Genomic DNA, 23,009 nt, shown 5'->3' on the forward strand with positions numbered 1-23,009 from the left:
TTTATGGAAAGGAGGTGCCCCATTGCCGACAATTAATCAGCTCGTTCGCAAAGGTCGCGAAGTTTTGGCAACCAAAGCGAAGACACCGGCTCTGAAACAGTCCCCGCAGAAACGCGGTGTCTGCACAAGAGTTTACACAGCTACACCGAAGAAGCCGAATTCCGCTCTTCGTAAAGTAGCCCGTGTGCGCCTGACCAACGGAATCGAAGTTTCCGCTTATATTCCGGGCGAAGGCCATAACCTGCAGGAACATAGCGTCGTCCTCATCAGAGGCGGCCGTGTTAAGGATCTTCCAGGTGTTCGTTATCACATCATCCGCGGCGCGCTTGATACAGTAGGTGTATCCGGCCGTCAGCAGGCCCGTTCCAAGTACGGAGCCAAACGTGAAAAAGCAAAGAAGTAATCTCTGCCATTTAATGTGATTAACAAACGATTATAAGGAGGAAATTAACAATGCCGAGAAAAGGTGCTGTTCCGAAGCGTGACGTACTGCCGGATCCAGTGTATGGAAATAAGACAGTTACACGTTTCATCAATAAAGTTATGCTTGACGGCAAAAAGGGCGTTGCAGAATCTATCGTATATGGAGCCCTTGATATTTGCCGCAGCAAATTAGACAAAGAACCGATCGAAATTTTCGAACAGGCTCTCAATAATGTAATGCCGGTATTGGAAGTACGTGCCCGCCGTGTCGGCGGTGCCAACTACCAGGTGCCGGTTGAAGTTCGCGCAGAACGCCGTCTGACCCTCGGTATCCGCTGGATGGTCAACTATTCCCGTCTGCGCAGCGAACGTACCATGGAGGAACGTCTGGCAGGAGAACTGATGGATGCTTTCAACAATACGGGCGCAGCAGTAAAGAAGAAAGAAGATACACATAAAATGGCTGAAGCCAATAAGGCTTTTGCCCATTATCGCTGGTAATTGATAAGGAGCAAATATCGTGGGCAGAGAATATCCGCTTGAAAAAACAAGAAATATCGGCATCATGGCTCATATTGATGCCGGCAAAACAACCACCACGGAACGTATCCTGTTTTATACCGGCGTAAACCATAAGATCGGCGAAGTTCATGACGGCGCGGCCACCATGGACTGGATGGAGCAGGAGCAGGAACGCGGCATCACGATCACTTCCGCTGCTACGACCTGCCATTGGAAAGGATATCGTGTCAATATCATCGATACCCCCGGGCACGTAGATTTCACAGTAGAAGTAGAACGTTCCCTCCGCGTACTTGACGGATCTGTCGCTGTATTCAGTGCGAAAGACGGTGTGCAGACCCAGTCTGAAACCGTTTGGAGACAGGCTGACCATTACCATGTACCGCGTATCGCGTTCATCAACAAGATGGATACGGTCGGCGCAGATTTCCTGCATGCGGTAAAGACCATGGAAGACCGTCTTCATGCCAATGCGCTGGCTATGCAGCTGCCGATCGGTAAACAGGATACTTTCACAGGTATTATCGATCTTCTCGAAAGAAAGGCTGAGGTCTACCTTTCCGACGACGGCACACAGTACGAAGTACGTGAGGTTCCGGAAGATATGAAAGACCTTGTGGAAGAATACCGTGACAAAATCATTGAAAAGGCTGCAGAAGGCGACGACGCCCTGATGGAAAAATACCTTGAAGGCGTTGAACCGAGTATTGAAGAAGTTAAAGCTTCTATCCGCAGGCAGACTCTTAACTGTGACCTGTTCCCCGTATTCTGCGGTTCCGCATACAAGAACAAAGGCATCCAGATGCTTTTGGATGCGGTATTGGATTACCTGCCGGCACCGACCGATGTTCCCGCTGTTAAAGGGACAGACCCGAAGACCGGTGAAGAAATAACCCGTGAATCCAGTGACGAGGCACCGATGGCGGCTCTCGCATTCAAAATCATGGCTGACCCGTTTGTCGGCAAACTGGCATTCTTCCGTGTATACTCCGGGATCATGAAGCAGGGAACTTACATCCTGAATTCCACAAAAGGAAAGAAGGAACGTGTAGGCCGTATCCTCCAGATGCATGCGAACAACCGCAAGGAAATCGAATGTGCCTACTCCGGTGATATCGCCGCTGCGGTAGGGTTTAAGGATGTTACCACAGGGGATTCCCTCTGCGATGAAAACCATCCGATTATTCTGGAAAAAATGGAATTTCCGGAACCGGTTATTTCTGTTGCCGTTGAACCGAAGACAAAAGCTGACCAGGAAAAGATGGGCACCGCCCTTCAACGTCTGGCGGAAGAAGATCCGACATTCAAAGTGCATACGGATCCGGAAACCAACCAGACCATTATTTCCGGTATGGGTGAACTTCATCTGGACATCATCGTTGACCGCATGAGACGTGAATTCAAAGTAGAATGTACTGTAGGCAAACCGCAGGTCGCTTACCGTGAAACCATCCGTAAAACGGTGGAAGCGGAAGGCAAGTTTATCCGCCAGACCGGCGGACACGGCCAGTACGGCCACTGCTGGCTCCGCCTTGAACCGATGGAAGCGGGCAAAGGATTTGAATTTGCCAATGAAGTCGTCGGCGGTGTCATTCCGAAAGAGTTTATCAACCCGATCCAGGCCGGCGTAGAAGCGGCTATGGAAGACGGTGTCGTTGCAGGCTATCCGATGGTCGATATCAAAGTTACCGTTTATGACGGTTCCTACCATGATGTCGACTCCTCTGAAATGGCATTTAAGGTGGCAGGCTCCATGGCGTTCAAGGAAGGCGCGAAGAAGGCGGATGCCGTTCTTCTCGAACCGTACATGAGCGTAGAAGTAGATGTTCCCGAAGAATACATGGGAGACGTTATCGGCGGCCTCAATTCCCGCCGCGGACGTATCGAAGGCATGGAATCTGAAAACGGTGAATCCAGAATCAAAGGGTTCGTTCCGCTTTCCGAAATGTTCGGTTATGCGACCGGACTCCGCAGCGCTACACAGGGGCGCGGCACCTTCACAATGACATTTGATCACTATGAAGAAGTTCCGAAGGCAATTTCTCAGCAGATTACTGAAGAACGTCTGGGTAAGAAATAATTTAAAAGGAGAATTTAAAAATGGCAAAAGCACATTATGAAAGAACCAAACCGCATGTAAACATCGGTACCATTGGACACGTCGATCACGGTAAAACCACCCTGACCGCGGCCATCACCAAAGTACTGTCTGAAGAAGGCAATGCAAACTTCCTGGACTACGCGTCCATCGATAAAGCGCCGGAAGAAAGAGCGCGCGGTATCACCATCAATACATCTACTGTAGAATATGAAACCGCAACCCGCCATTACGCACACGTAGACTGCCCCGGGCACGCCGACTATGTAAAGAACATGATCACCGGCGCGGCACAGATGGACGGCGCGATCCTGGTCGTATCCGCGGCAGACGGCCCGATGCCCCAGACCCGTGAACACATCCTCCTTGCCAAGCAGGTAGGCGTACCGGCCATCGTCGTATTCCTGAACAAAGCAGACCAGGTAGACGATCCGGAACTGATCGACCTCGTAGAAATGGAAATCCGCGACCTGCTGTCCTCCTATGACTTCCCCGGCGATGAAGTGCCGATCATCGTAGGATCCGCACTGGGAGCGCTGAACGGGAACGCGGAAGACGAACAGAAAATCCGTGACCTGATGAAAGCCGTAGACGAATACGTACCAACACCGCAGCGTGACACCGACAAACCGTTCCTGATGCCTGTAGAAGACGTATTCACCATCACCGGACGCGGCACCGTAGCGACAGGCAGAGTAGAACGCGGCACCGTCAAAGTAGGGGACGCTGCAGAAATCGTAGGACTGCAGGACGAACCGACCCAGACCGTAATCACCGGCGTAGAAATGTTCAGGAAGACCCTTGACCAGGCCATGGCAGGGGACAACATCGGAGCCCTGCTCCGCGGGATCGACCGTACGGACATTGAAAGAGGACAAGTACTGGCAAAACCGGGAACCGTACACCCGCATACAGAATTCACGGCGCAGGTATACGTCCTGACCAAAGACGAAGGCGGCCGCCATACGCCGTTCTTCAATGGATACCGTCCGCAGTTCTTCTTCAGAACGACAGACGTAACAGGCGACATCAACCTGCCGGAAGGAGTAGAGATGTGCATGCCTGGGGACAACATTGAAATGAGCGTAAAACTCATTACCCCGATAGCGATGGAAGAAGGGCAGCGTTTCGCAATCCGTGAAGGCGGCAGAACCGTGGGCGCAGGCGTTGTTGCCAAGATTACAAAATAATCTGCTTAATCAGCGCATAGCATAAATATGAAAAGAATCTCGCTTTGGAAACAGAGTGGGATTCTTTTTTTGCGTACCGTTTTATTTATTGGAGAATGAATATAATATATCACGGCTTATATTATGATATAATTAGCGAGGATAAAATGTTTTTGATTAAGATTGAAATATAAACAGTTTAAATAATATTGGAGAGAATAATGGTGAAATGGCTGCCGGTTATAGCGGCGGGTTTGATTTTTCTTTCAGGCTGCGCGCCGGTTGTGAAAGAAAATGGGAAAACAATGCCCCGTATCGACGGAGAAGCGAAAATAGAATGGAACAGGGAAAAATATCCTCTTGCTGTGGAGATACTGAACTCTCATGGGGAGAAGGAGCGGCAGGTGTTCTATTCTCCGCCAAAGAGAGTGGCGGCGGTCTGGCAGAACTCCATAGAAACACTGCTGGCTCTTGGGGTAGGGGATCGTATCATTGCAGGAATGGGCGTCCCTGACAGGAAGTATATCCGTGAGGAGTATCAGGCAGGTTATGAAGCGATTCCTTATAAAAGCCTGGAAAACCTTGATCCGGAAACAATCATGATGATGAGGCCTGACTTCATTGCAGGCTGGAGTTCCACCTTTACCGACAAGGTTCTCCGCAGTACGGAATTTTGGAATGAACGCGGCGTGCATACCTATATTTCCCAAAACTCCGATCCGGCAAACAGGAACCGCACCATTGAAAATGAGTATGCCGATATTTTAAATCTGGGGAAAATATTTGACAGGGAAGAAAAAGCGGAAAGCCTTGTCAAAGAAATGAAAGATGAAATCTCCCACACCGCCGGGCAGGCAACTCTTACAGGAAAACATCCCCGCGGACTTATTATCGAATTTATGGGATCGGATATCAGTGTCTACGGGGAGGAAACCCTTGCAGGCGATATCCTCAGAAGAATGAACGGCGAACTGCTTGCATCCGGACAGCAGCAAATCAGCAAGGAACAAATCATAGAAATGGATCCGGATGCCATATTCGTCATCCTTATCGAAGGGGATTATGATCATCCAAAGCAGAAACTGGATATGCTCTATCATGAACAAGCGCTCCGGGATGTATGCTGTATTCGTGAGAAACGGGTTTATCCGCTGCCCCTGTATTCTGTCTACTCATCGGGGATAAGGACTCTTGACGGCATACGATATATAGGAAAAGGTTTGTATCCCGATTTATATAAGGAGCAATAAATGAAATTTTTAAAAACACTGGGGTTTACCATGATTCTTATTGCGCTTGCTTTCCTCCTCGCGGCAGCGCTCTTTTGGGGGCTCAGCATCGGCACGGTTAAACTGCCGCTTGATCAGATCTACAATTCTGTTTTGGAGCAGCTTATGGGGGATCTGCCCATTGAGGCTGTGGGCCGTGGGCCGGTTCATGATATTGTATGGCTTCTCCGTCTGCCCCGCCTTGTCCTTGCAGCGCTTATTGGCTGCGGACTCGCTGTCTGCGGCGTCATTATGCAGGCTATCGTAAAAAACCCTCTGGCGGACCCCTACATTTTAGGCATATCCTCCGGCGCGTCCCTTGGAGCCACCTCTGCCATCCTTTTGGGGATCGGGGCGTCTCTGGGACCGAACTTCGTGGGAATCAGTGCATTTATCGGCGCTTTTGTTCTGTCGCTGGCAGTCCTCTTCATATCCAACCTTGGGGGGCGGTCAAATTCCATGAAACTCCTTCTGGCAGGCATGGCACTCTCGGCGGTATGCAGCGCTTTTTCCAGCTTCATCGTGTACTTTGCCAATAATAAGGAGGGCATGCAGAGCATTGCTTACTGGCTGATGGGAAGTCTGGCAGGGGCGAAATGGAACGAACTTGCCGTCATCGCGCCCGTAATCATCGTGTCTGTCCTTTTTTTCTGGACACAGAGCCGTGTGCTGAACCTTATGCTCCTCGGCGATGAAACGGCAATCACGATGGGGACGGATCTCCACCTTTACCGTCAGTGGTATCTTCTCATCAGCTCCCTCATTGTGGGATTCGCCGTTTACGCGGCGGGGATGATCGGTTTCGTCGGACTTATTATTCCCCACGTCATGCGTATGTTCCTGGGACCTGACCACAAGAAACTCATTCCTGCCAGCGCCCTTGTAGGGGCTATATTTCTTGTCATATGCGACGGCCTCTGCCGTATCATCATCCCCCATACGGAACTGCCCATCGGCATCCTGATTTCCATGATCGGCGCGCCGTGCTTTATTTATCTCATGATTAAACGAACCTATGGATTCGGAGGGAATGACTGATGGAAATACTTGCGGAAGCAGTCCGGTTTTTTGCCGGCGGCAGACAGATACTCCAGGGGATTGACCTGGAATTGCGGCCAAAGGAATTTTTAGGTATTATCGGTCCGAACGGCAGCGGGAAGAGCACCTTCCTGAAATGCGTCTACCGCGTACAGAAACCGACAACGGGAAAAATTTATTTCAATGGAAAAAAATTAGATGAATTTTCCTATCGTGAATCGGCGCTGAAACTGGCCGTCGTGGCGCAGCACAATTTTTACAATTTTGATTTCTCCGTCTTGGACGTGGTCCTCATGGGATGCTCACCCCATAAGAAAATGATGGAGCGGGACAATGCGGAAGACTATAAAATTGCGCGGGACGCCTTGCGTGTCGTAGGACTGGAAGAATTTGGCGAAAGAAACTTTTCCACTCTTTCCGGCGGAGAACAGCAGCGCGTCATACTTGCCAGAGCGCTCACGCAGCAGACGGAATGCCTTGTCCTTGATGAACCGACAAACCATCTGGATATCAAGTACCAGCTTGAAATCATGGATATCGTGAAAGGTTTGGGTGTGACAGTCATAGCCGCCGTTCACGATCTGAACATCGCCGCCATGTACTGTGACCGCCTCATTGCCATCAGCGGGGGAAAAGTAGCAGGTATCGGTACTCCCAGGGAACTTCTGACGGCAGAATTTATCAAAAAGCTGTATGGCGTGGACAGCCGTGTAGATATAGAAGAATCTACGGGCCGGATGAATATTGTATACCTTCCGCGCCATTGGAAAGAGAAAACGCCGCAGGTTTCAACTTAATAAATCCGGATAAAGCAAAACTCCGGCAATTACGTTTTCAGCAGCGTGTATTGCCGGAGTTTTTTTGCTGCGAGTTTGGATAGTGTGTTTTTGCCGGATGGTGAGCAACATGTTCATAAACCTTAATTTATGACAAGGAAACAAAAAGCTTTATCCTGCTGTTTATGGGGATAAAGCTTTTTTAGTTAAATCGAGATTATCCGGCTCATGCTGGTGATTTTTGCGGTGAAGTTTGAAAAGTGTGTCTTCTGTATTTTTCCTCTTCATCATGGCAGATCATTCACTGATGCTGCAGATGACACCTTACTGTATTCCTCACCACGGGTATAGATCCTTCACATTCGTTCAGGATGACGCCTTGCCGTCCCTCATCATTCTGAATGGGGACAAGAATACCTTGTAAGAAGGGCGGTAAATGAAACAATGACAATGAGTGAAGAATCTATTCCCCTGATGACATCTTACCGTTCTCCTCACAACGGCAGGAGATCCTTCGCTATGACGTCTGATGTTCCTCGTTATTCAGCTCAAGTTTATAATGCTGTTTTAAGGAGAAATAGAATATCTTTTACGATAGGACGGATCATACTGTTTTTGATGTTACAGTTCGAAGCCGTCAGAAGCGTCGCCGGGTTTGGAGAGGCGCCGTGCGATGTCTTCATAATTGTCTTTCAAATGGAAGATGATGAGGTTGAGAGAGGTGCGGATTACTTCCGGATCGAAACTTTCCGGCCTTGTGGTGACGCAGATATCCAGAAATGTGTTGTCGTCTTCGGCAATGCTGTACTTGAAAATGGAATGGGCGGCGTTCAGCTGCTCTAGGAAACGGATGAAAGTTTTACGGGCTGGGCCTGCAGGCGCGACGCCCAGATGGATGCGGAGCAGGGTATACATGCTGTTGTCCGTGATGACGGCAGCTACAAGGCGGTGGCTGCCCGCCGGAATGGCGGTGATGAAAGCTACGGAATCCTTTTCATCATGGGTATCTCTGCGCTGGAAGAAATTCAGGTCATTGTCCTTCATGTATTTTTCGAAGATGCCGGCTTTTACGTTTTTGCCGGGATTGAAATTAATTACTTTTGCCATGGCGCCTCCTGTGCGGGATTTCATATTTCATTCATTATACTATGGGTGCACATAAAAATGAAAAAATATATTATTTCTTTAATAAGGGAACAAATCCTTTCCGTCCCATGGTATAATAACAAAAGCGACTATGGTACGGCAATTTTTATATTTTTGTAATAAATGAAATGTACGGCTACAATTGAATAGGAGGTTAATCTTGGCAAAATCCAGATTACAGATCATTCCCCTGGGAGGCCTGGGGGAAGTCGGGAAGAACATGACTGTATTCCGTTACGGCGACGAAATTATCGTAATAGATGCAGGAATGGCTTTTCCTGATGAAACAATGCCGGGGGTGGATATCGTTATCCCCGACTTCAGTTACCTGATTGAAAACAGGGACAAGATCAAGGCCATTCTCATTACTCACGGACACGAAGACCATATCGGTTCGCTGGCTTATTTACTGCGTGATGTTTCCGCTCCGGTCTATGCGACGCGGCTGACCTGCGGCCTGATTGAAGGCAAGCTGAAGGAACAGAAAATCGGAAAGTACAATTTGAATGTAGTAAAGACAGGCGATGAATTCAGACGCGGTTCTTTCAGGTTCGGTTTCTTCCATGTATGTCATTCCATTCCGGATTCCTGCGGTGTTTATGTCCGTACGCCGGTAGGAACTGTGGTGCATACAGGTGATTTTAAATTTGATCATTCCCCTGTGGACGGAGAACAGACGGATATGCATAAGCTCGCCGAGCTTGGCCGCAACGGTGTGCTTGTCCTCTGCGCCGATTCCACGAATGCCCAGAATCCGGGATATACTTTGTCGGAAGCAGTGGTTTCCAAGTCGCTTAGAGATGCTTTCCACGAAGTCAGGGGACGTATCATTCTTGCCACATTCGCGTCCAATGTGTCCCGCGTACAGATGGCGATTGATGCGGCTGTTGAAAATAAAAGAAAAGTTTGTGTCTTCGGCCGTTCCATGGTCAATGTGGTGGGTATCGCGCTTGAAATGGGTTACCTTAAGGCTCCGGAAGGCACATTTATTGAACCGGAGGAGCTCAATCATTATCGCGATGACAGAATCTGCATCCTCACGACGGGGAGCCAGGGCGAACCTATGGCAGGACTGTCCCGTATGGCGGACGGAAGCCACCGGCAGGTGCAGATCCATGCCGGAGATACGGTCATTATTTCCGCATCGCCGATTCCGGGAAATGAAACGAGCGTCGGCAGGACGATTGATAATCTTATGCGTCTGGGAGCAAAGGTAATTACGTCCCGGACGAGCCGCGTCCATGTGTCGGGCCACGGTTCCCAGGAGGATTTGAAAACGATGCTCTCTCTTGTCCGTCCGAAGTTTTTTGTGCCGGTTCACGGAGAATACAGAATGCTCCGCTCTCATGCGGAATTGGCGGAAAGTTTGGGCGTGCCGAAGCAGAATATTCTTATCGGCGACAACGGGACCGTTTTCGAATTTACGAACCGCAGCGGGAAGATCAATGGCAAGGTGCAGTCCGGCGCTGTCTTTGTAGACGGCCTCGGGGTAGGCGATGTGGGAAATATCGTTATCCGCGACCGCCAGCAGCTGGCGCAGGACGGTGTGTTCATCGTGGTTATCGCTCTTGAAAAGGGGAGCAACCAGGTCGCGGCAGGTCCCGATATCGTATCACGGGGATTCGTTTATGTCCGTGACAGCGAGGAGCTTATGTCCGGCGCAAGAAGCCGTATCGAAAATGTGCTGGAACGGTGCAACACGGGGAATGTGACGGAATGGAACGCTATCAAGACGCAGATCCGCGATGCCCTGGGCAGGTATTTCTTTGAAAAGACGAAGCGCAGGCCGATGATTCTTCCTATTATCCAGGAAGTCAGATAAGCCTCGCGCGGACATAATGAACTGTGATTTCTTTTATGGGGTCGCAGTTTTTTATTGGCCGCGTTTATTGTTTCTGTATGGTAAAATATAGAATAATACTGAACATATTTGACAGGACAGGAGTAGTTATGGACGAATACAGAGCAGGAGAAACAAACGCCGTCGTTTTGGCGGGAATGTGTACCGCCCTGGCGGTGGTGCTTTCCGTCATCGGATTTTACATGCCCCTGATTTCCCTGGTGGTGTTTTTGCTGATCCCTCTTCCTATCGCGTACCTGGGAATGAAGGAGGGGACTTCGTGGTCGATTATTGTCACGGCAGGCATCATGATTTTGGATTCCGTCTTTTTCGGATTCATTTCCGCCGCTTTCCTTTGCGCCATCTTCGGCGTGCTTGGCGTGATACTGGGGATTTGTTACAGAAATAAGGTTTCTGCGACAGTGACGCTTGCCGCGGGAGCGGTCGTAGTGCTTGCCGCTTTGATCGGGCAGGCATTTGCGGCGATGTATATTTTGAATGTGCCGCCCATGATTTTTGGCGGTGAAGCGATGGATAGCATGGAGCAGCAGATGATGGGGCAGATGGCGCAACTTTATTCCGGCGAACTGCTCACGCAGGCGCAGGAGAATGTAAAGCAGATGATGGATTCTATAAGAAAATCCATCCCTGCCGCTACGTTGGGCGCCGCATTTTTCTATACCTGGGCGTCTATGACGCTGGGGAAAAAGATTTTTACCCGTCTCGGCATAAAGGATATCCCCGGAATGCCTTCTTTGGAACGATGGGAACTGCCCCGTTTCTTTCTGGGACTTTATGTTCTGGCATTTGCCATGCAGTACATCACGAATGGAAATGCAACGCTCGAAATGATCCAGTACAATTTGGGACTTGCCTGTGTTCTCGTTTTCTGGCTTCAGGGGCTGGCGGCGCTTTGGTGGATGCCCCGTAAATATCCCTTTGTGAGGCCGCTCCGCTGGATCATCGCAATTCTTTCCGTTATCATCGGAATGGTGCAGATGATCGTCGTTCTCCTGGGGTTGTCCGATATGGTGCTTCAATACAGGAAGAAGAGAAATTACGAATAGCAGCCTGTTTGCAATAAGAACTGCCATAGGGTACGATTACATATAAAGCATCGGTTTCCGGAACCGGGTTGCGTTGGATGAAAAAATGAAAGGAGCACTATGCTCAGCAATATTTGGGTATATAAGAAAACTTCAAAAGTCATGATAAGCCTCCTTTTGGCGGCGGTCCTGGTGCTTGCCACACAGAACTGGCTCCTCGGGCTTTTAATGTTTATCGTGACCGCGGCGGCTGTCGTCTGGGTGAAACGCTCCGACCTTATGCAGGAGCGGCTTCTCATGCGGTATCTTGATGATTTATCATCAGGTGTTTCGGTTGGTACGGTCTATGCGGTGCGGAATCTTCCGCTGGGAATTGCCGTTGTGGACGAGAAGAAAAAGCTCGTCTGGGCAAACGGCGTATTTCGTTCATGGATTGCCGGTACGGAAGAGGGAACGCCTCTCCGGGATATTATCCAGGGACAGAAAGTAGCCAAGCTCTGGGGGAAGGCGGGGTGGTTTGACTGCCATGCGGGAGGAACGTTTTTCCGTGTATTCCATAAATGGGTTCCTTCTGATGAGCCGGACGGAGCATCTTTCATGGTGCTTTACTTCATGGACAGGAGCGATGTGGAGAAATCTTTGAAAGAGTCGGAAGAGGCACGCCCTGTCTTTTGTCTGATCCGCATAGACAATATACAGGAAGTGACGGCGGAGATGAGTGATGTGGAGCGGTCCGCCCTGCTCTCTGATGTGACGGAGAAAGTGCTTGCTACGTTCAACAGCCATGATGGATTTATCAAGCAGTACAATGCGTCTGATTTTGTGGCCTGTATTTCGTCAAAGGCCCTGCAGGATATGATGGATTCTAATTTTGAAATACTTGACCGGGTGCGGGAAATCCATACGGTGAACCGTATTCCCGTGACCTTGTCCATCGGCATCGTAAAAAGTGACGAATCTTTTAACCGCCAGTATGAAGAAGCCCAGGTGGCGCTTGATCTGGCTCTTGGCCGCGGCGGGGATCAGGCCATCGTCCGTCTCGGGGAAGATGTAAAAGCCTTTGGCGGCAAAGCGCCTGCTTCGGTGAGCAGTACCCGTGTCCGCGTCCGTGTGGTGGCGCAGGCGCTCCGTGAGATCATTAACGAAGCGGATATGGTTCTCATTATGGGGCACGCCCATGAAGATTTTGACGCGCTTGGGGCCGCGGTAGGTGTTTCCCACCTGGCGAGAGTGTCCAAGGTGGAAGCGCACATCGTCATTTCCAAACAGGATGATACGTCCAGGAAAATGATCCAGGCTATACAATCCAGCGGCTTGGCGGAAGGGCTTCTTATTGATGAGGGCAAGGCGAAAAGCCTCGTGACGGATAAGACGGTGGCTATTGTCGTGGACACGCATATCCCCGAACTGGTGGCGGCGCCGGAACTGCTGAGGAAAGTGCAGAAGAAAGTCGTTATCGATCATCACCGCCGTGCGGCAAGCATTATCGACAGTCCGCTTCTGACGTACATGGAACCGTCGGCATCTTCCGCTTCGGAACTGGTGACGGAACTGATCCAGTACTATGGCAGCGAAGAAGAAATGAATGCACTGGAAGCATCCTGCCTTTATGCGGGGATGGTGGTGGACACGAAGAGCTTTACCGTCCAGACAAGTGTCCGTACGTTCGACGCGGCAAGTTATCTCAGGCGGTGCGGCGCAGACACCGCTTTGGTTAAAAGGCTCTTTTCGATGGACCTGGCGTCCATCAAGATTAAATCCATGATTTTGGCCGATATGAAACAGGTGGATGAATACATGGCCTTTGCCGTATGTCCGGAGGGCACGGCGGATTCCCAGATTATCGCAGGACAGGTGGCGGATTTCCTTGTCACCGTGCAGAAGATACGGTGCAGCTTCCTTTTCTACTATACGGAGAACGGACTCTGCCTTTCCGCGCGCTCCGACGGGTCTGTTAATGTGCAGATTGTCATGGAACAGCTTGGCGGCGGCGGCCATCAGACAGTGGCGGGAGCGCAGTTCGGCACTGACGGCAATATAGAAGATATAACAAAGGCGGTTGTTGCCAATGTTCGTAAACAAACGGAGGAGGAAAAAGAATGAAAGTAGTATTGCTTCAGGATGTAAAGAAATTGGGGAAAAGAGGCGATGTTGTCGAAGTAGCGGACAGCTATGGCCGTAATGTCCTCATTCGCCGCGGACTTGGCGCGGAAGGAACGAAAGCCAATCTGAATACGGCAGAACAGCGCCGTGAATCTAAAGAATTTAAATCCAAAGTGGCTGCGGACGAAGCGGTCATCATGGCATCCCAGCTGAAGAAAGTAAAAGCGGTCATCAAAGTGCAGTCCGGTGAGGACGGACGGGTTTTCGGCAGTGTCACGGCAAAAGATATTTGTGATGCCGTTAAAGAGCAGTATGGGTTTGAACTGGATAAGAAAAATATCAGGCTGAAAAATCCGATCAGGACCACAGGAGAATATGATGTGGAAGTCTGGGTACACCAGCAGGTCACCAGCGAAGTACATATTTCCGTAGTTGCGGAATAAAAATTTCTTGTTCCTGCGGGGGATTCTTTAGCAGCAGAAAATAAAAGCGGCAGTTAAAAAATAATCTTCTTCCCTTAACCGGGGGAGGAGATTTTTATTTTGAAAAAATTTCTTGCTCCTATTGTAAACTTTATTAAAAATTATAATTGACAAAAATAAAAACGGTTACTACACTTAGAAAAGATGTTGGCTGCCCGGAAACGGGCGGAAAATAAAGGGGGAAGTATTATGGGAGAAGAAAAGGTATTGTACAGCGTGAAAATGCGTTCCAGTCTTGGCGGTGCCCACGGCGTGGGCGGACAGCATATTTCCGGAGCGGAGAGGATTGTAACAAAGAACAGCGTGGAACAGGAGATGATTTCCATGCTGCACCGTGCCTGGGAACATGACCGCGGCGCGGCGGATTTTATCCAGTTCAAGGTGGAAGCGCTCAGGCATGAGGGAATCACCTGCTGCCCGCTTTTGCCTTTATACCAGATTGACACGGCAACAAAGGAGGAAGGACGGGCGGCGGCGAAAAAAGAACTGCTCCGTTCCGGAGTCAGTGAAACTGCTATGGGGAAAGGATTTGCCATTTTGGAATCGCTGACAGACAGTATGCGCGGCGCGGCAGTCGTTGATGCGGAAACAGGAGAGCGCCTGGACGGACTTGGTATGCGTGGCGTGCGGTGCAGCTGTATGGATTGCGAAGATACGTGCGCATACGAAGCACAGATGGGGGCGAAGGGCCTGGGCGGAGAACATCCGAGGGAAGCGCTCATTCTGGCATCGAAAGTGGCGGCGGCGCCGGGGACGGTGGCGGAGCTTTGCTGGTCGGATGATCCCTTTTATGTGACAGGCTATGTGGGTTCGCCGAAGTTTGGCTACGGACGGATTACGGTGATGAAAGAGAAAGGGGATCCTATCGGCGGCCGCGTATTTTTTGTAAAGCACGGTACGGATATGGACAGGTATGTGGAGTATATGCAGCATCAGACAGTGCTGGTGAGGGTCAAATGAAGCCGGAAAATATTTTCTCCGCTCTTTCCGCGCTGCGGCAGGAAGGGCGGCTCAGGCAGGTGCAGGATCTGCGCATGGAAACGGCGTCTCTCGGTGTAGATCGTGAAGGAAAGCGGTATATCGTTTTCAATTCCAATGATTACCTGGGCATGACCCATGCGAAGGAAGTACAGGAGGCGGCGGCGAAAGCGGTTCGTTTCGGTACGGGAAGCGGCGGGGCGCGTCTTACCTCGGGGGCGGCTTTTGAGTTATCCAATTTGGAAAAGGAAATAGCCGATTTCAAACATACCGAAGACGCAGTCATCTTCAATACAGGATACATGGCGAATCTGGGAGTGCTGTATGCGCTTGCCGGAAAGGGAGATGTCATTTTCAGTGATGAACTGAATCATGCGAGTATTGTCGACGGATGCCGTATATCAAAAGCCGAAACGACAGTCTACAGGCACAGCGATATGGCGGATCTGGAAAGACTGCTGCAGACCGTTCCCTGCGAAGGGCAGCGCTTCATTGTGACGGACGGCGTATTCAGCATGGATGGGGATATTTGTCCGCTGCCCGCTCTGGCGGCACTGAAGAAGGACTACAGGGCCTGTCTCATCGTGGATGACGCCCATGCATCGGGTGTCATTGGCAGAACCGGCCGGGGAACGGCGGAGTACTTCCGTATGGCAGGGATCGACGTGCAGGTGGGGACCTTGTCGAAAGCTTTCGGTGCGGAAGGGGGATACATCGCGGCAAGCCGGGAAATTTGCGACTATCTGCGGAATACATCGCGGCCTTTTATTTTCTCCACAGCCATTTCCGCGGTCACGGGAGCGGCGGCCTTAGCGGCTCTTCGCTTGTTAAAAGCGGCCCCGGAGAAATATCTGGGCCGTCTTCGTGAGAACACGGCTTATATGCGAAATCTCCTGACAGAAACAGGAGTGGGCATTGCTGCAGGGGATACGCCCATCATTCCGGTGGCGGTGGGAGATGAAAAAGAGGCGCTCGCAACGGCGGAAGCATGCAGGAAAGAAGGAATCCTGCTGTCCGCCATCCGTCCGCCATCCGTACCCGTGGGAACAAGCCGCATCCGATTGACGGTAACGGCGATGCATACAAAAGAAGAAATGAAAAAAGCAGCAGCTATTTTAATCAGACATTGGAGGTCAAAATGAACGGAGAATTGGAAACAGGAGCGTACAAGCCGGAAGCGGCAGGCAGCAGGGAAGTCATTGTCGATGTTTGCGAAACAGCGCTTTTGGCGGCGCTTATCGGAGTGAGCGGTTCTTTTAAGATCCCCGGATTAGTACCGGGGACGGAGTTTCAATTATCGGCGCCTATCGCCGTTGCCATTTGCGGCGTCTTTGGTTTTAAGAAATACATCATTGCAGGGGTGTTGGCGTCTCTATTGAGTCTGGCGCTGGGAACGCACACGATTTTGAATGTGACGATCTCCATGTCATTCCGGCTGGCTGTAGGTGCGGTATGGCTCCTGCTCGGTTCGTCCCGATTGTTTTATATCATTTCCGGACCGATAGGGACAACCGCGGCAAGGGGAGCAATGACGCTTCTTCTGGGAAAAGGATTTTATGCCATGGTGGCGGCGGCTCTGCCGGGCATGGCGTTCACGGCGGCTACGGCCTGGTTCGTTGCGGGGGTGTTGAAGCGTGTCCGGTCGATAAGGAAAAGATAGGCAGGAGGACAGAAGCCATTACCTATCGGTTGGCAGTCGCTTGCTGTAAGCAATCGGAGGTGAGACAGAATTCGGGAAGCGGGGACTGGAAGATGAGCTGTTGGCCGCTAAACGTCATCCGAGTAATAGATTCTTCGCTCCGTTTCATCGTTCCGTTTCCAGGTTTTCCCACAAGGCATTCTTGCATCCGTTCAGAATGACGGCGGACGGGAAATCGTCATCCAGGGCGTGATTAAAGGATCTGTTGCCGTGGTGAGAGGGGCGGTAAGACGTTATACGAAGCGGCAGCGAATGATCTGCTAATGTGTTGCGGAAAGCAGTAAGACGTCATCCAGAGCGGCAGCGAAGGGTCTATTATCGTGGTGAGGAAAGCGGTAAGATGTCATTCGAGTAATAGATTCTTCACTCCGTTTCATTGTTCTGTTTCCTGGTTTCCTTCAAAGCATTCTCGATTCCGTTCAGAATGATTGGGGACGGCAAGGCGTCATCCGGGACGTGAGTAAAGAATCTGCTATAGTGATGACGCGAAAGATTAGAATAAAAGTTTTTTCTGTCAGCAGGATTCTGTCGTCCGTAAGCTGACAGTTTTTGTTTGCTGATAAAAGCAGAATTGCCTGTTCTTTGTCATATGGCCGTTTCCTGTTATTTCTGCAAAGTATTTTTGCACTTATTCTGAATGGTGGGAGACAGCAAGACATTTTCCGTTGTCCTTATCATTTGCCGTTCTATGTTGTAAAATATAAATATGTCATTATCTTTTCAATGGAATGGTTGTGAATAAGGATCTTAGATGGAAGATATAAAGGATTTAATGGATCGTTTGAAGAAACGCATTATCAGCGGCGGCGCAGCGGATAAACCGGAACTGAAAAGGCGTCTGGATGTGATTTATGAAATCTATGCCGGCGCTGTTGGTCCGGAAGAACTGATTGTCCGCGCAAGCCGCTATGGCGCATTGAAATATATTCATCATGAAAATCTGAAGAAACGCCTTTTGGGGATTGAGCGGCTGGTTTTTGAGAGCAGGGAGTATACCGAAGAACCGCAGGAGGGAGAAATTCCTGCTATTCTTGACCGGCTGGAAGATCGTTTGGCGGAACTCCTGGCACGCCGGGCGGTGGAGGAGCGTCTGGAGAGGAAGATTTCTGAACGCCTGGAAGAAAAGCATAAAGAATATGTGGATGAAGTGAAGCGCGAACTTTTGGAAGAAGACGAAGACGATGTGGAAACAGCACAGAGCCGGCATAAAATGGAAAAGCTGGAAGCTTTGGATAAAATCAGTTTGACGAAAACGGTCATGAATGTGGTAAAGCCGGGCACCCTGTCGGAAATTGTCGGGCAAAATGACGCAGTGAAAGCATTGGCATCCAAAATCGCTTCTCCCTATCCCCAGCATTTAATTCTTTACGGACCGCCCGGTGTGGGGAAGACGACGGCCGCCCGTCTTGTCCTTGAGGAAGCAAAGAAAACGGCCTGGTCAGCATTCGGAGAGAATGCGCCTTTTGTGGAATGCGACGGTACGACGCTCCGCTGGGACAGCCGTGATATTACGAATCCTCTTATTGGTTCCGTCCATGATCCTATTTACCAAGGCGCGCAGAGGGAATTGGCAGATGACGGTATTCCCGAACCGAAGCCGGGGCTTGTGACGGATGCCCACGGGGGCATTCTGTTTATTGATGAAATAGGGGAATTGGATCCTATCCTTCTGAATAAGCTTCTTAAGGTGCTGGAAGATAAAAGGGTGCCTTTCGAATCGGCATACTATGATGAAGAAAATCCCTATGTGCCGGCGTATATCAAAAAATTATTCCGCGACGGCGCACCTGCTGATTTCATTCTCATTGGTGCGACTACACGGGAGCCGCAGGAAATCAATCCCGCTATCCGTTCGCGGTGCGCGGAAGTATTCTTTGAACCGCTTCGGCCGGAAGATGTAGAAACCATCGTAAAAAATGCGGCGGAGAAATTGAAAGTGTCTTTGGAAGACGGTGTGGCGGAAATGATCAGTGAATACACCATGGAAGGCAGAAAAGCGGTAAATCTTCTTGCCGATGCGTACAGTCTGGTAGTATATGAAGCGGGCGGGGCGGGGAAAAATTTTATTTCCCGAGAAATCATGCGCCGCACGGCAAGGGGAAGCCGCCTTACCGTATCGCATCATAAAATGGCATCGGACGTGCCGGAAGTGGGGCATGTTTTCGGACTGGGCGTTTCGGGATTTTCAGGAAGCACTATTGAGATTGAAGCGGCGGCATATCCTGCCAAAGAAGCGGGGAAGGGGACGCTCCATTTTAATAATACAGCAGGATCTATGGCAAAAGATTCCGTGGCAACGGCGGCATCGGTGGTACGCAGGCTTACCGATAAAAATCTGGGCGATTACGATCTCCATGTGAATGTGATCGGCGGAGGGAATGTTGACGGTCCTTCGGCAGGGTGCGCTGTCACGGCAGCCATTATTTCCGCGGTGGAACAAAAACCGCTTCGCCAGGATTGGGCTGTAACGGGGGAAATTTCTTTGTCCGGAGAAATCAAACCGGTAGGCGGCGTTTATGAAAAGGCGTTTGGCGCTCATCAGGCGGGGATGAAAGGACTTATTATTCCGGCGGAAAATAAGGAAGATATCGGGGAAACTCATTTCGGCATGGAAGTGGCGGCAGTACGGACAATTGATGATGTATTGGATAAAATACTTGTGAAATAACAGGAGAAGATTATGGCTGCAACAGAACGCGGAGGCAAAAACCGGGGCAAACAGAAAAATGATACCGAAACGCTCATATTGGGACGGATGCCTCCACAGAATATAGAAGCGGAAATGGCAGTTCTCGGCGCGATGCTTCTGGACAAAGATGCCATTGAAGTGGCGGAAAACATGCTGCATCCCGAGGATTTCTACCGTGAGCAGGATGCGATCATTTATCAGGCGGTTCTGAATTTGTCCCGCGCAGGGAAAAGCGCAGATATCCTGACGGTCACGGAAGAGCTGCGCCGCATGGGGCGCCTTGATGATGTGGGCGGCATTATGTATGTCAATGAGCTGCCGGAGCACGTAATTACCACGAAGGGGATTGAACGCCATGTGGATATCGTGTCGGGAAAAGCGAAGCTCCGCCGTCTGATCGATACGGCGGGGGATATTGCGGAAGCTGCGTATACCGAAGAGAATACGGTGGAAGAAATTGTAGATGATGCGGAACGCGCTATTCTCCAGGTTGCCAGGGAGCAAAATGTGAAGGGTTTTACTCCTGTGGGAGAAGCGGTTCAGCATACATTGGAAGATATTACAAGAAAGTACCAGAATCATGAGCTGATCACGGGACTGGCGACGGGATTTGCCAAATTGGACGCGTTTACAAACGGGTTCCAAAAAGGAAATTTGATTATCGTGGCAGCGCGCCCGTCCATGGGGAAGACGGCGATCGTTCTTAATATGGCAAAGAATATGAGCCTTTCTTCCGCGCGGAAAACAGTGGCGTTTTTCTCTCTTGAAATGGGGCGTGATGAACTGGTCCAGCGTCTTTTGAGTTCCACCGCGCTGATTGAGGGCCAGCGGCTCAAGACGGGCCGCATCAATACGGAGCAGGAATGGAAAAACCTTTCTTCCGCAGTGAGCGTATTTATGGAAGCGCCGCTGTACATAGATGATACTCCGGCCGTGACAGTGGCGCAGATCCGCGCCAGATGCCGGCGCCTGAAAGCGGAACATGGCTTGGATGCGGTCATGATTGACTATCTCCAGCTCATGACGAGCCGGAATGTAAGGAATAATGACAGCCGCCAGCAGGAAATTTCAGAGATTTCCCGCTCTTTAAAGAGCCTGGCAAGAGAACTGGAAGTGCCTGTTATCGCCTTGTCCCAGCTTTCCCGTGGACCTGACGCAAGACCGAACCACCGTCCCTTGCTCTCCGATCTGCGCGAATCCGGCTCTATCGAACAGGATGCGGATCTGGTCTGCTTTCTCTATCGCGAGGCTTACTATAACAAGGAAATTGAAGAAGGAGATCCCCGGCAGAATGAAACGGAACTCATTTTGGCTAAAAACAGAAACGGTCCTGTGGGAATTATCAAAATGTTTTTTGCCGGGCAGTATACACTTTTCTATGAGGCGACGAATCAGGAAGCGCCGCCGGATGTGGAATAAAGCGCCGGCATAGCCGGGAAAGGAGGGGGCAATGGATCTTTGGGGGAATGAAGACGAAGACGAATACAGAGCGCGGAAACGGGCGGAAATATTCAGTTCGTCTTATCATTTCGAGAATTACGGAATGTTGGAAAACGCCATCCACCGGTGCCGGCTCTGCCCTCTTTGCAATGAGGGCGGCCGCGGTCCCGTGCTGTCTACCGGTCCGGTTGACGCGCCTTTGATGATCGTTGGAGAAGGCCCCGGCGGTGTGGAAGATGAGTACGGCGGGCCGTTGGTCGGGCCGTCAGGACAGCTGCTGGATAAAGCTCTTTTGTCGGTAGGGATTACGCGTGACCATGTATATGTCACAAATATCGTAAAATGCCGCCCCAGGGGAAACCGCACGCCTACTATTGCAGAGGGAAATGAATGCGGCAGACGGTGGCTGGCGGAAGAAATACGCCTCCTGCAGCCGAAAGTTATCATCGCTCTCGGAAAAGTGGCGCTCCGTTTCTTTCTGGGGCATGATGCGGGTATTATCCGTTCCCGCGGCCATTGGATTGATTACAAGGGCATCCCCGTCATGCCGACTTTCCATCCGGCATACCTGCTCCGCCAGACGGGAGAGGGATTGAAAGAAGCGAAATGGCAGGTCTACTATGACCTGAAAGCGGCAAAAGACAGGGCTGCGGAAGCCGTGCCCGGCTGGGTGTGGAAAAGCGATACGCCTCCTGATCTGCTGGAAGAATTAAAAGAGGTCCGGGAGAAAAGGATGGGCATATCTTCTGCTTTTTGAAAAAGGAATTTGTAAAGGTGATGGATCATGCGTATTTCAAAGCTGGACCATCTGGTGCTGGTGACAAGCGATTTATCCCGGTGTGTTTCCTTTTATCGGGATCTGCTTCATATGGAAGTGGAAGAAAAAGACGGCCGGTTTGCTCTTCGGTTCGGCACATCAAAAATCAATATCCATACCTGTCCCGGAGAATTCCAGCCGGCGGCGGAAAGGCCTGTGCCGGGGAGTCTGGATATCTGTTTCGTGACGGAGGAACCATTGGAAAGGCTTCTGGATGAGCTGAAAGAAGAAAAGGCGCCGCTGGTGACGGATATCGTGGAAAGGCATGGCGCCCTGGGGAAAATGAGGAGCCTGTATCTGCGTGATCCGGATGGAAATCTGGTGGAAATTGCGGAATACAGAAAAGGAGGTCAGCATGCTTACCATCAATCAGGCTGATCTGTTTTATGCCGCGGAATATGCATTGGCGGCGCTCCTTTTGCTTCTCTGCACGTGGCAGCGGGGGACGCTTGATATCCGGCGGCAGATAGGACGAAAGGTTTTCTTCCGCCGTCTGCTGCTGGTGCTGTTTGTGTCCGTTCTGGGCATCGCGCTTATGACGGGAATATATTTTATCCGGCTTGAACCGGAGGTCCGTTTCGCTGCTGTTGGTGCAGTTCAATTCTTTATGACAGTATGCAACAGCGTCATTCTCGGGTCTTCCTTTTTCCAGCGGTACCGCGTCTATCCCCGCGGGTCAGCGCTGGCGGCGGTACTTATCCTCATGTATGGGGTATCGGATTTCTTTATGCCCCGCGAAGTGAAGTACGCTGTTCTGGCGGCGTCGGTGATCGGCGGATTCCTGCTTCCTGAAACTTGGGGAAATAAACAGGTATGAGCAAAATAAAAGGCAGGATTTCCTGCCGGGATTTTTATAACAAAACCTTCTGAACCGGAATGGAGCAGGAGGTCTTTTGCTGTCGTTTTATTTCTTGCGTGATCCGTAGAGGTCATTATAAATGATCCGTTCATTATAACGGTTCATGCGGACAGGTTTCCGCTCCGCGTAACCGATGGCGATGATACAGAACGGTTCCATTTCCGCGGGGATATCAAGAATATTTAAAAGATGTGCTTTGCGGTCAGCATAGGGATATACCTGGAGCCAGATTGATCCGAGACCCAGATGTTCCGCTTCGATGAGAATGTTTTCCGCGGCGGCGGCGCAGTCAAAGGACCATTCTTCGGGAAAAGAGATATTTTCCTTTTTGCCGACGATGACGATGGCGGCACTTGCTTTACGGGCAGGGCCCGCTACAAGGCTGTTGTGGGAAATCGCTTTTACCAGGTCATCTCTTGTGACGATGATGAATTCGCGGGCTTCCTGGTTGCCGCAGGCACGAGCCTGCATACCTGCTTTTACAAGGGTCAGCAGGTCTTCTTTAGCAACGGGAGTCAGTTCCTTGAAGTGGCGGCAGGTGCCTCTTTTGAAAATTTCATCCATATTCACTCCTCCTTCTGCAAACGGATGCGCCAAAAGAGGGGAATATCCCCTT

General features: G+C 50.5%; 21 protein-coding genes. 19 read left to right on the top strand and 2 right to left on the bottom strand.

All coding sequences use genetic code 11. From position 1 onward, the window contains the following. Nucleotides 1–22 precede the first annotated feature (22 nt). From rpsL to GCWU000321_RS07910, 7 genes are all read left to right on the top strand, one after another. On the top strand, nucleotides 23–403 hold the full coding sequence (gene rpsL / locus GCWU000321_RS07880; RefSeq protein ID WP_007070674.1) for a 30S ribosomal protein S12: 381 nt from the start codon (nucleotides 23–25) through the stop codon (nucleotides 401–403). A 50-nt stretch (nucleotides 404–453) separates the two neighbouring features. Beyond that, nucleotides 454–924, top strand: a complete 471-nt coding sequence (gene rpsG, locus GCWU000321_RS07885) for a 30S ribosomal protein S7 (protein ID WP_007070675.1) — start codon at nucleotides 454–456, stop codon at nucleotides 922–924. A gap of 19 nt (nucleotides 925–943) precedes the next feature. Next, nucleotides 944–3,025 (top strand): elongation factor G, encoded by a 2,082-nt coding sequence (gene fusA, locus GCWU000321_RS07890; RefSeq protein ID WP_007070676.1) that lies wholly within the window; start codon nucleotides 944–946, stop codon nucleotides 3,023–3,025. A gap of 20 nt (nucleotides 3,026–3,045) precedes the next feature. After that, nucleotides 3,046–4,233: an elongation factor Tu gene (tuf, locus tag GCWU000321_RS07895; protein ID WP_007070677.1), complete on the top strand. Its 1,188-nt coding sequence runs from the start codon at nucleotides 3,046–3,048 to the stop codon at nucleotides 4,231–4,233. 200 nt (nucleotides 4,234–4,433) lie between these two features. Then, nucleotides 4,434–5,462, top strand: coding sequence for an ABC transporter substrate-binding protein (locus GCWU000321_RS07900; protein WP_007070679.1), 1,029 nt, complete (start codon nucleotides 4,434–4,436; stop codon nucleotides 5,460–5,462). Beyond that, complete coding sequence (locus GCWU000321_RS07905; RefSeq protein WP_007070680.1) at nucleotides 5,463–6,518, top strand: FecCD family ABC transporter permease; 1,056 nt, start codon at nucleotides 5,463–5,465, stop codon at nucleotides 6,516–6,518. Then, nucleotides 6,518–7,315 carry an ABC transporter ATP-binding protein gene (locus GCWU000321_RS07910; RefSeq protein WP_007070681.1) on the top strand — a complete coding sequence of 266 codons (798 nt, stop codon included), beginning with the start codon at nucleotides 6,518–6,520 and terminating at the stop codon, nucleotides 7,313–7,315. Before GCWU000321_RS07905 ends, GCWU000321_RS07910 begins: the two co-directional genes overlap by 1 nt. Nucleotides 7,316–7,915: 600 nt before the next feature. On the opposite strand, the gene GCWU000321_RS07915 is transcribed toward GCWU000321_RS07910, so the two are convergent. Next, nucleotides 7,916–8,401, bottom strand: a complete 486-nt coding sequence (locus GCWU000321_RS07915) for a hypothetical protein (RefSeq protein ID WP_007070682.1) — start codon at nucleotides 8,399–8,401, stop codon at nucleotides 7,916–7,918. A 199-nt stretch (nucleotides 8,402–8,600) separates the two neighbouring features. Between GCWU000321_RS07915 and GCWU000321_RS07920 the strand changes: the two genes are divergently transcribed. The 12 genes from GCWU000321_RS07920 to GCWU000321_RS07975 all read left to right on the top strand — a co-directional run bounded on the left by GCWU000321_RS07920 (nucleotide 8,601) and on the right by GCWU000321_RS07975 (nucleotide 22,351). Next, a complete protein-coding gene (locus GCWU000321_RS07920) occupies nucleotides 8,601–10,262 on the top strand; it encodes a ribonuclease J (RefSeq protein WP_007070683.1) in 1,662 nt (553 codons plus the stop codon). A 128-nt stretch (nucleotides 10,263–10,390) separates the two neighbouring features. Next, nucleotides 10,391–11,347, top strand: a complete 957-nt coding sequence (locus tag GCWU000321_RS07925; protein WP_040381562.1) for a YybS family protein — start codon at nucleotides 10,391–10,393, stop codon at nucleotides 11,345–11,347. Between the two features lie 99 nt (nucleotides 11,348–11,446). After that, entirely contained in the window at nucleotides 11,447–13,429 is a 1,983-nt protein-coding gene (locus GCWU000321_RS07930) for a DHH family phosphoesterase (protein WP_007070685.1), read from the top strand. Further along, nucleotides 13,426–13,872, top strand: a complete 447-nt coding sequence (rplI, locus tag GCWU000321_RS07935; protein WP_007070686.1) for a 50S ribosomal protein L9 — start codon at nucleotides 13,426–13,428, stop codon at nucleotides 13,870–13,872. Before GCWU000321_RS07930 ends, rplI begins: the two co-directional genes overlap by 4 nt. Before the next feature lie 228 nt (nucleotides 13,873–14,100). Then, nucleotides 14,101–14,871, top strand: a complete 771-nt coding sequence (locus GCWU000321_RS07940) for a 6-carboxyhexanoate--CoA ligase (RefSeq protein WP_040382060.1) — start codon at nucleotides 14,101–14,103, stop codon at nucleotides 14,869–14,871. Further along, on the top strand, nucleotides 14,868–16,031 hold the full coding sequence (gene bioF / locus GCWU000321_RS07945) for an 8-amino-7-oxononanoate synthase (protein WP_007070689.1): 1,164 nt from the start codon (nucleotides 14,868–14,870) through the stop codon (nucleotides 16,029–16,031). Before GCWU000321_RS07940 ends, bioF begins: the two co-directional genes overlap by 4 nt. Continuing rightward, entirely contained in the window at nucleotides 16,028–16,549 is a 522-nt protein-coding gene (locus tag GCWU000321_RS07950; protein WP_007070690.1) for a hypothetical protein, read from the top strand. Before bioF ends, GCWU000321_RS07950 begins: the two co-directional genes overlap by 4 nt. A 790-nt stretch (nucleotides 16,550–17,339) precedes the next feature. Continuing rightward, complete coding sequence (gene lonC / locus GCWU000321_RS07955) at nucleotides 17,340–19,256, top strand: Lon family ATP-dependent protease (protein ID WP_007070692.1); 1,917 nt, start codon at nucleotides 17,340–17,342, stop codon at nucleotides 19,254–19,256. Nucleotides 19,257–19,268: 12 nt separating this feature from the next. Further along, the gene (gene dnaB / locus GCWU000321_RS07960) at nucleotides 19,269–20,696 is read left to right on the top strand and encodes a replicative DNA helicase (protein WP_007070693.1); all 1,428 of its coding nucleotides are present in this window, start codon (nucleotides 19,269–19,271) and stop codon (nucleotides 20,694–20,696) included. Between the two features lie 31 nt (nucleotides 20,697–20,727). Further along, a complete protein-coding gene (locus GCWU000321_RS07965; protein WP_007070694.1) occupies nucleotides 20,728–21,474 on the top strand; it encodes a uracil-DNA glycosylase in 747 nt (248 codons plus the stop codon). A 27-nt stretch (nucleotides 21,475–21,501) separates the two neighbouring features. Then, nucleotides 21,502–21,912, top strand: coding sequence for a VOC family protein (locus GCWU000321_RS07970; RefSeq protein ID WP_022027597.1), 411 nt, complete (start codon nucleotides 21,502–21,504; stop codon nucleotides 21,910–21,912). Next, complete coding sequence (locus GCWU000321_RS07975) at nucleotides 21,890–22,351, top strand: hypothetical protein (protein WP_007070696.1); 462 nt, start codon at nucleotides 21,890–21,892, stop codon at nucleotides 22,349–22,351. Before GCWU000321_RS07970 ends, GCWU000321_RS07975 begins: the two co-directional genes overlap by 23 nt. Before the next feature lie 87 nt (nucleotides 22,352–22,438). Here GCWU000321_RS07975 and GCWU000321_RS07980 read toward each other — a convergent pair whose 3' ends face one another. Beyond that, nucleotides 22,439–22,957, bottom strand: a complete 519-nt coding sequence (locus GCWU000321_RS07980) for a nitroreductase family protein (RefSeq protein ID WP_040382068.1) — start codon at nucleotides 22,955–22,957, stop codon at nucleotides 22,439–22,441. Nucleotides 22,958–23,009 lie beyond the last annotated feature (52 nt).

The organism is Dialister invisus DSM 15470 (genome assembly GCF_000160055.1).
In the GTDB taxonomy this organism is placed as follows: Bacteria; Bacillota; Negativicutes; order Veillonellales; family Dialisteraceae; genus Dialister; species Dialister invisus.

Excerpts from the sequence above, each read along its gene's own strand:
- rpsG (WP_007070675.1), top strand. The coding sequence starts at position 454 with ATGCCGAGAAAAGGTGCTGTTCCGAAGCGTGACGTACTGCCGGATCCA.
- tuf (WP_007070677.1), top strand. The coding sequence starts at position 3,046 with ATGGCAAAAGCACATTATGAAAGAACCAAACCGCATGTAAACATCGGT.
- GCWU000321_RS07900 (WP_007070679.1), top strand. The coding sequence starts at position 4,434 with ATGGTGAAATGGCTGCCGGTTATAGCGGCGGGTTTGATTTTTCTTTCA.
- GCWU000321_RS07905 (WP_007070680.1), top strand. The coding sequence starts at position 5,463 with ATGAAATTTTTAAAAACACTGGGGTTTACCATGATTCTTATTGCGCTT.
- GCWU000321_RS07910 (WP_007070681.1), top strand. The coding sequence starts at position 6,518 with ATGGAAATACTTGCGGAAGCAGTCCGGTTTTTTGCCGGCGGCAGACAG.
- GCWU000321_RS07915 (WP_007070682.1), bottom strand. The coding sequence starts at position 8,401 with ATGGCAAAAGTAATTAATTTCAATCCCGGCAAAAACGTAAAAGCCGGC.
- GCWU000321_RS07925 (WP_040381562.1), top strand. The coding sequence starts at position 10,391 with ATGGACGAATACAGAGCAGGAGAAACAAACGCCGTCGTTTTGGCGGGA.
- GCWU000321_RS07930 (WP_007070685.1), top strand. The coding sequence starts at position 11,447 with ATGCTCAGCAATATTTGGGTATATAAGAAAACTTCAAAAGTCATGATA.
- rplI (WP_007070686.1), top strand. The coding sequence starts at position 13,426 with ATGAAAGTAGTATTGCTTCAGGATGTAAAGAAATTGGGGAAAAGAGGC.
- GCWU000321_RS07940 (WP_040382060.1), top strand. The coding sequence starts at position 14,101 with ATGGGAGAAGAAAAGGTATTGTACAGCGTGAAAATGCGTTCCAGTCTT.
- bioF (WP_007070689.1), top strand. The coding sequence starts at position 14,868 with ATGAAGCCGGAAAATATTTTCTCCGCTCTTTCCGCGCTGCGGCAGGAA.
- GCWU000321_RS07950 (WP_007070690.1), top strand. The coding sequence starts at position 16,028 with ATGAACGGAGAATTGGAAACAGGAGCGTACAAGCCGGAAGCGGCAGGC.
- lonC (WP_007070692.1), top strand. The coding sequence starts at position 17,340 with ATGGAAGATATAAAGGATTTAATGGATCGTTTGAAGAAACGCATTATC.
- dnaB (WP_007070693.1), top strand. The coding sequence starts at position 19,269 with ATGGCTGCAACAGAACGCGGAGGCAAAAACCGGGGCAAACAGAAAAAT.
- GCWU000321_RS07965 (WP_007070694.1), top strand. The coding sequence starts at position 20,728 with ATGGATCTTTGGGGGAATGAAGACGAAGACGAATACAGAGCGCGGAAA.
- GCWU000321_RS07970 (WP_022027597.1), top strand. The coding sequence starts at position 21,502 with ATGCGTATTTCAAAGCTGGACCATCTGGTGCTGGTGACAAGCGATTTA.
- GCWU000321_RS07975 (WP_007070696.1), top strand. The coding sequence starts at position 21,890 with ATGCTTACCATCAATCAGGCTGATCTGTTTTATGCCGCGGAATATGCA.
- GCWU000321_RS07980 (WP_040382068.1), bottom strand. The coding sequence starts at position 22,957 with ATGGATGAAATTTTCAAAAGAGGCACCTGCCGCCACTTCAAGGAACTG.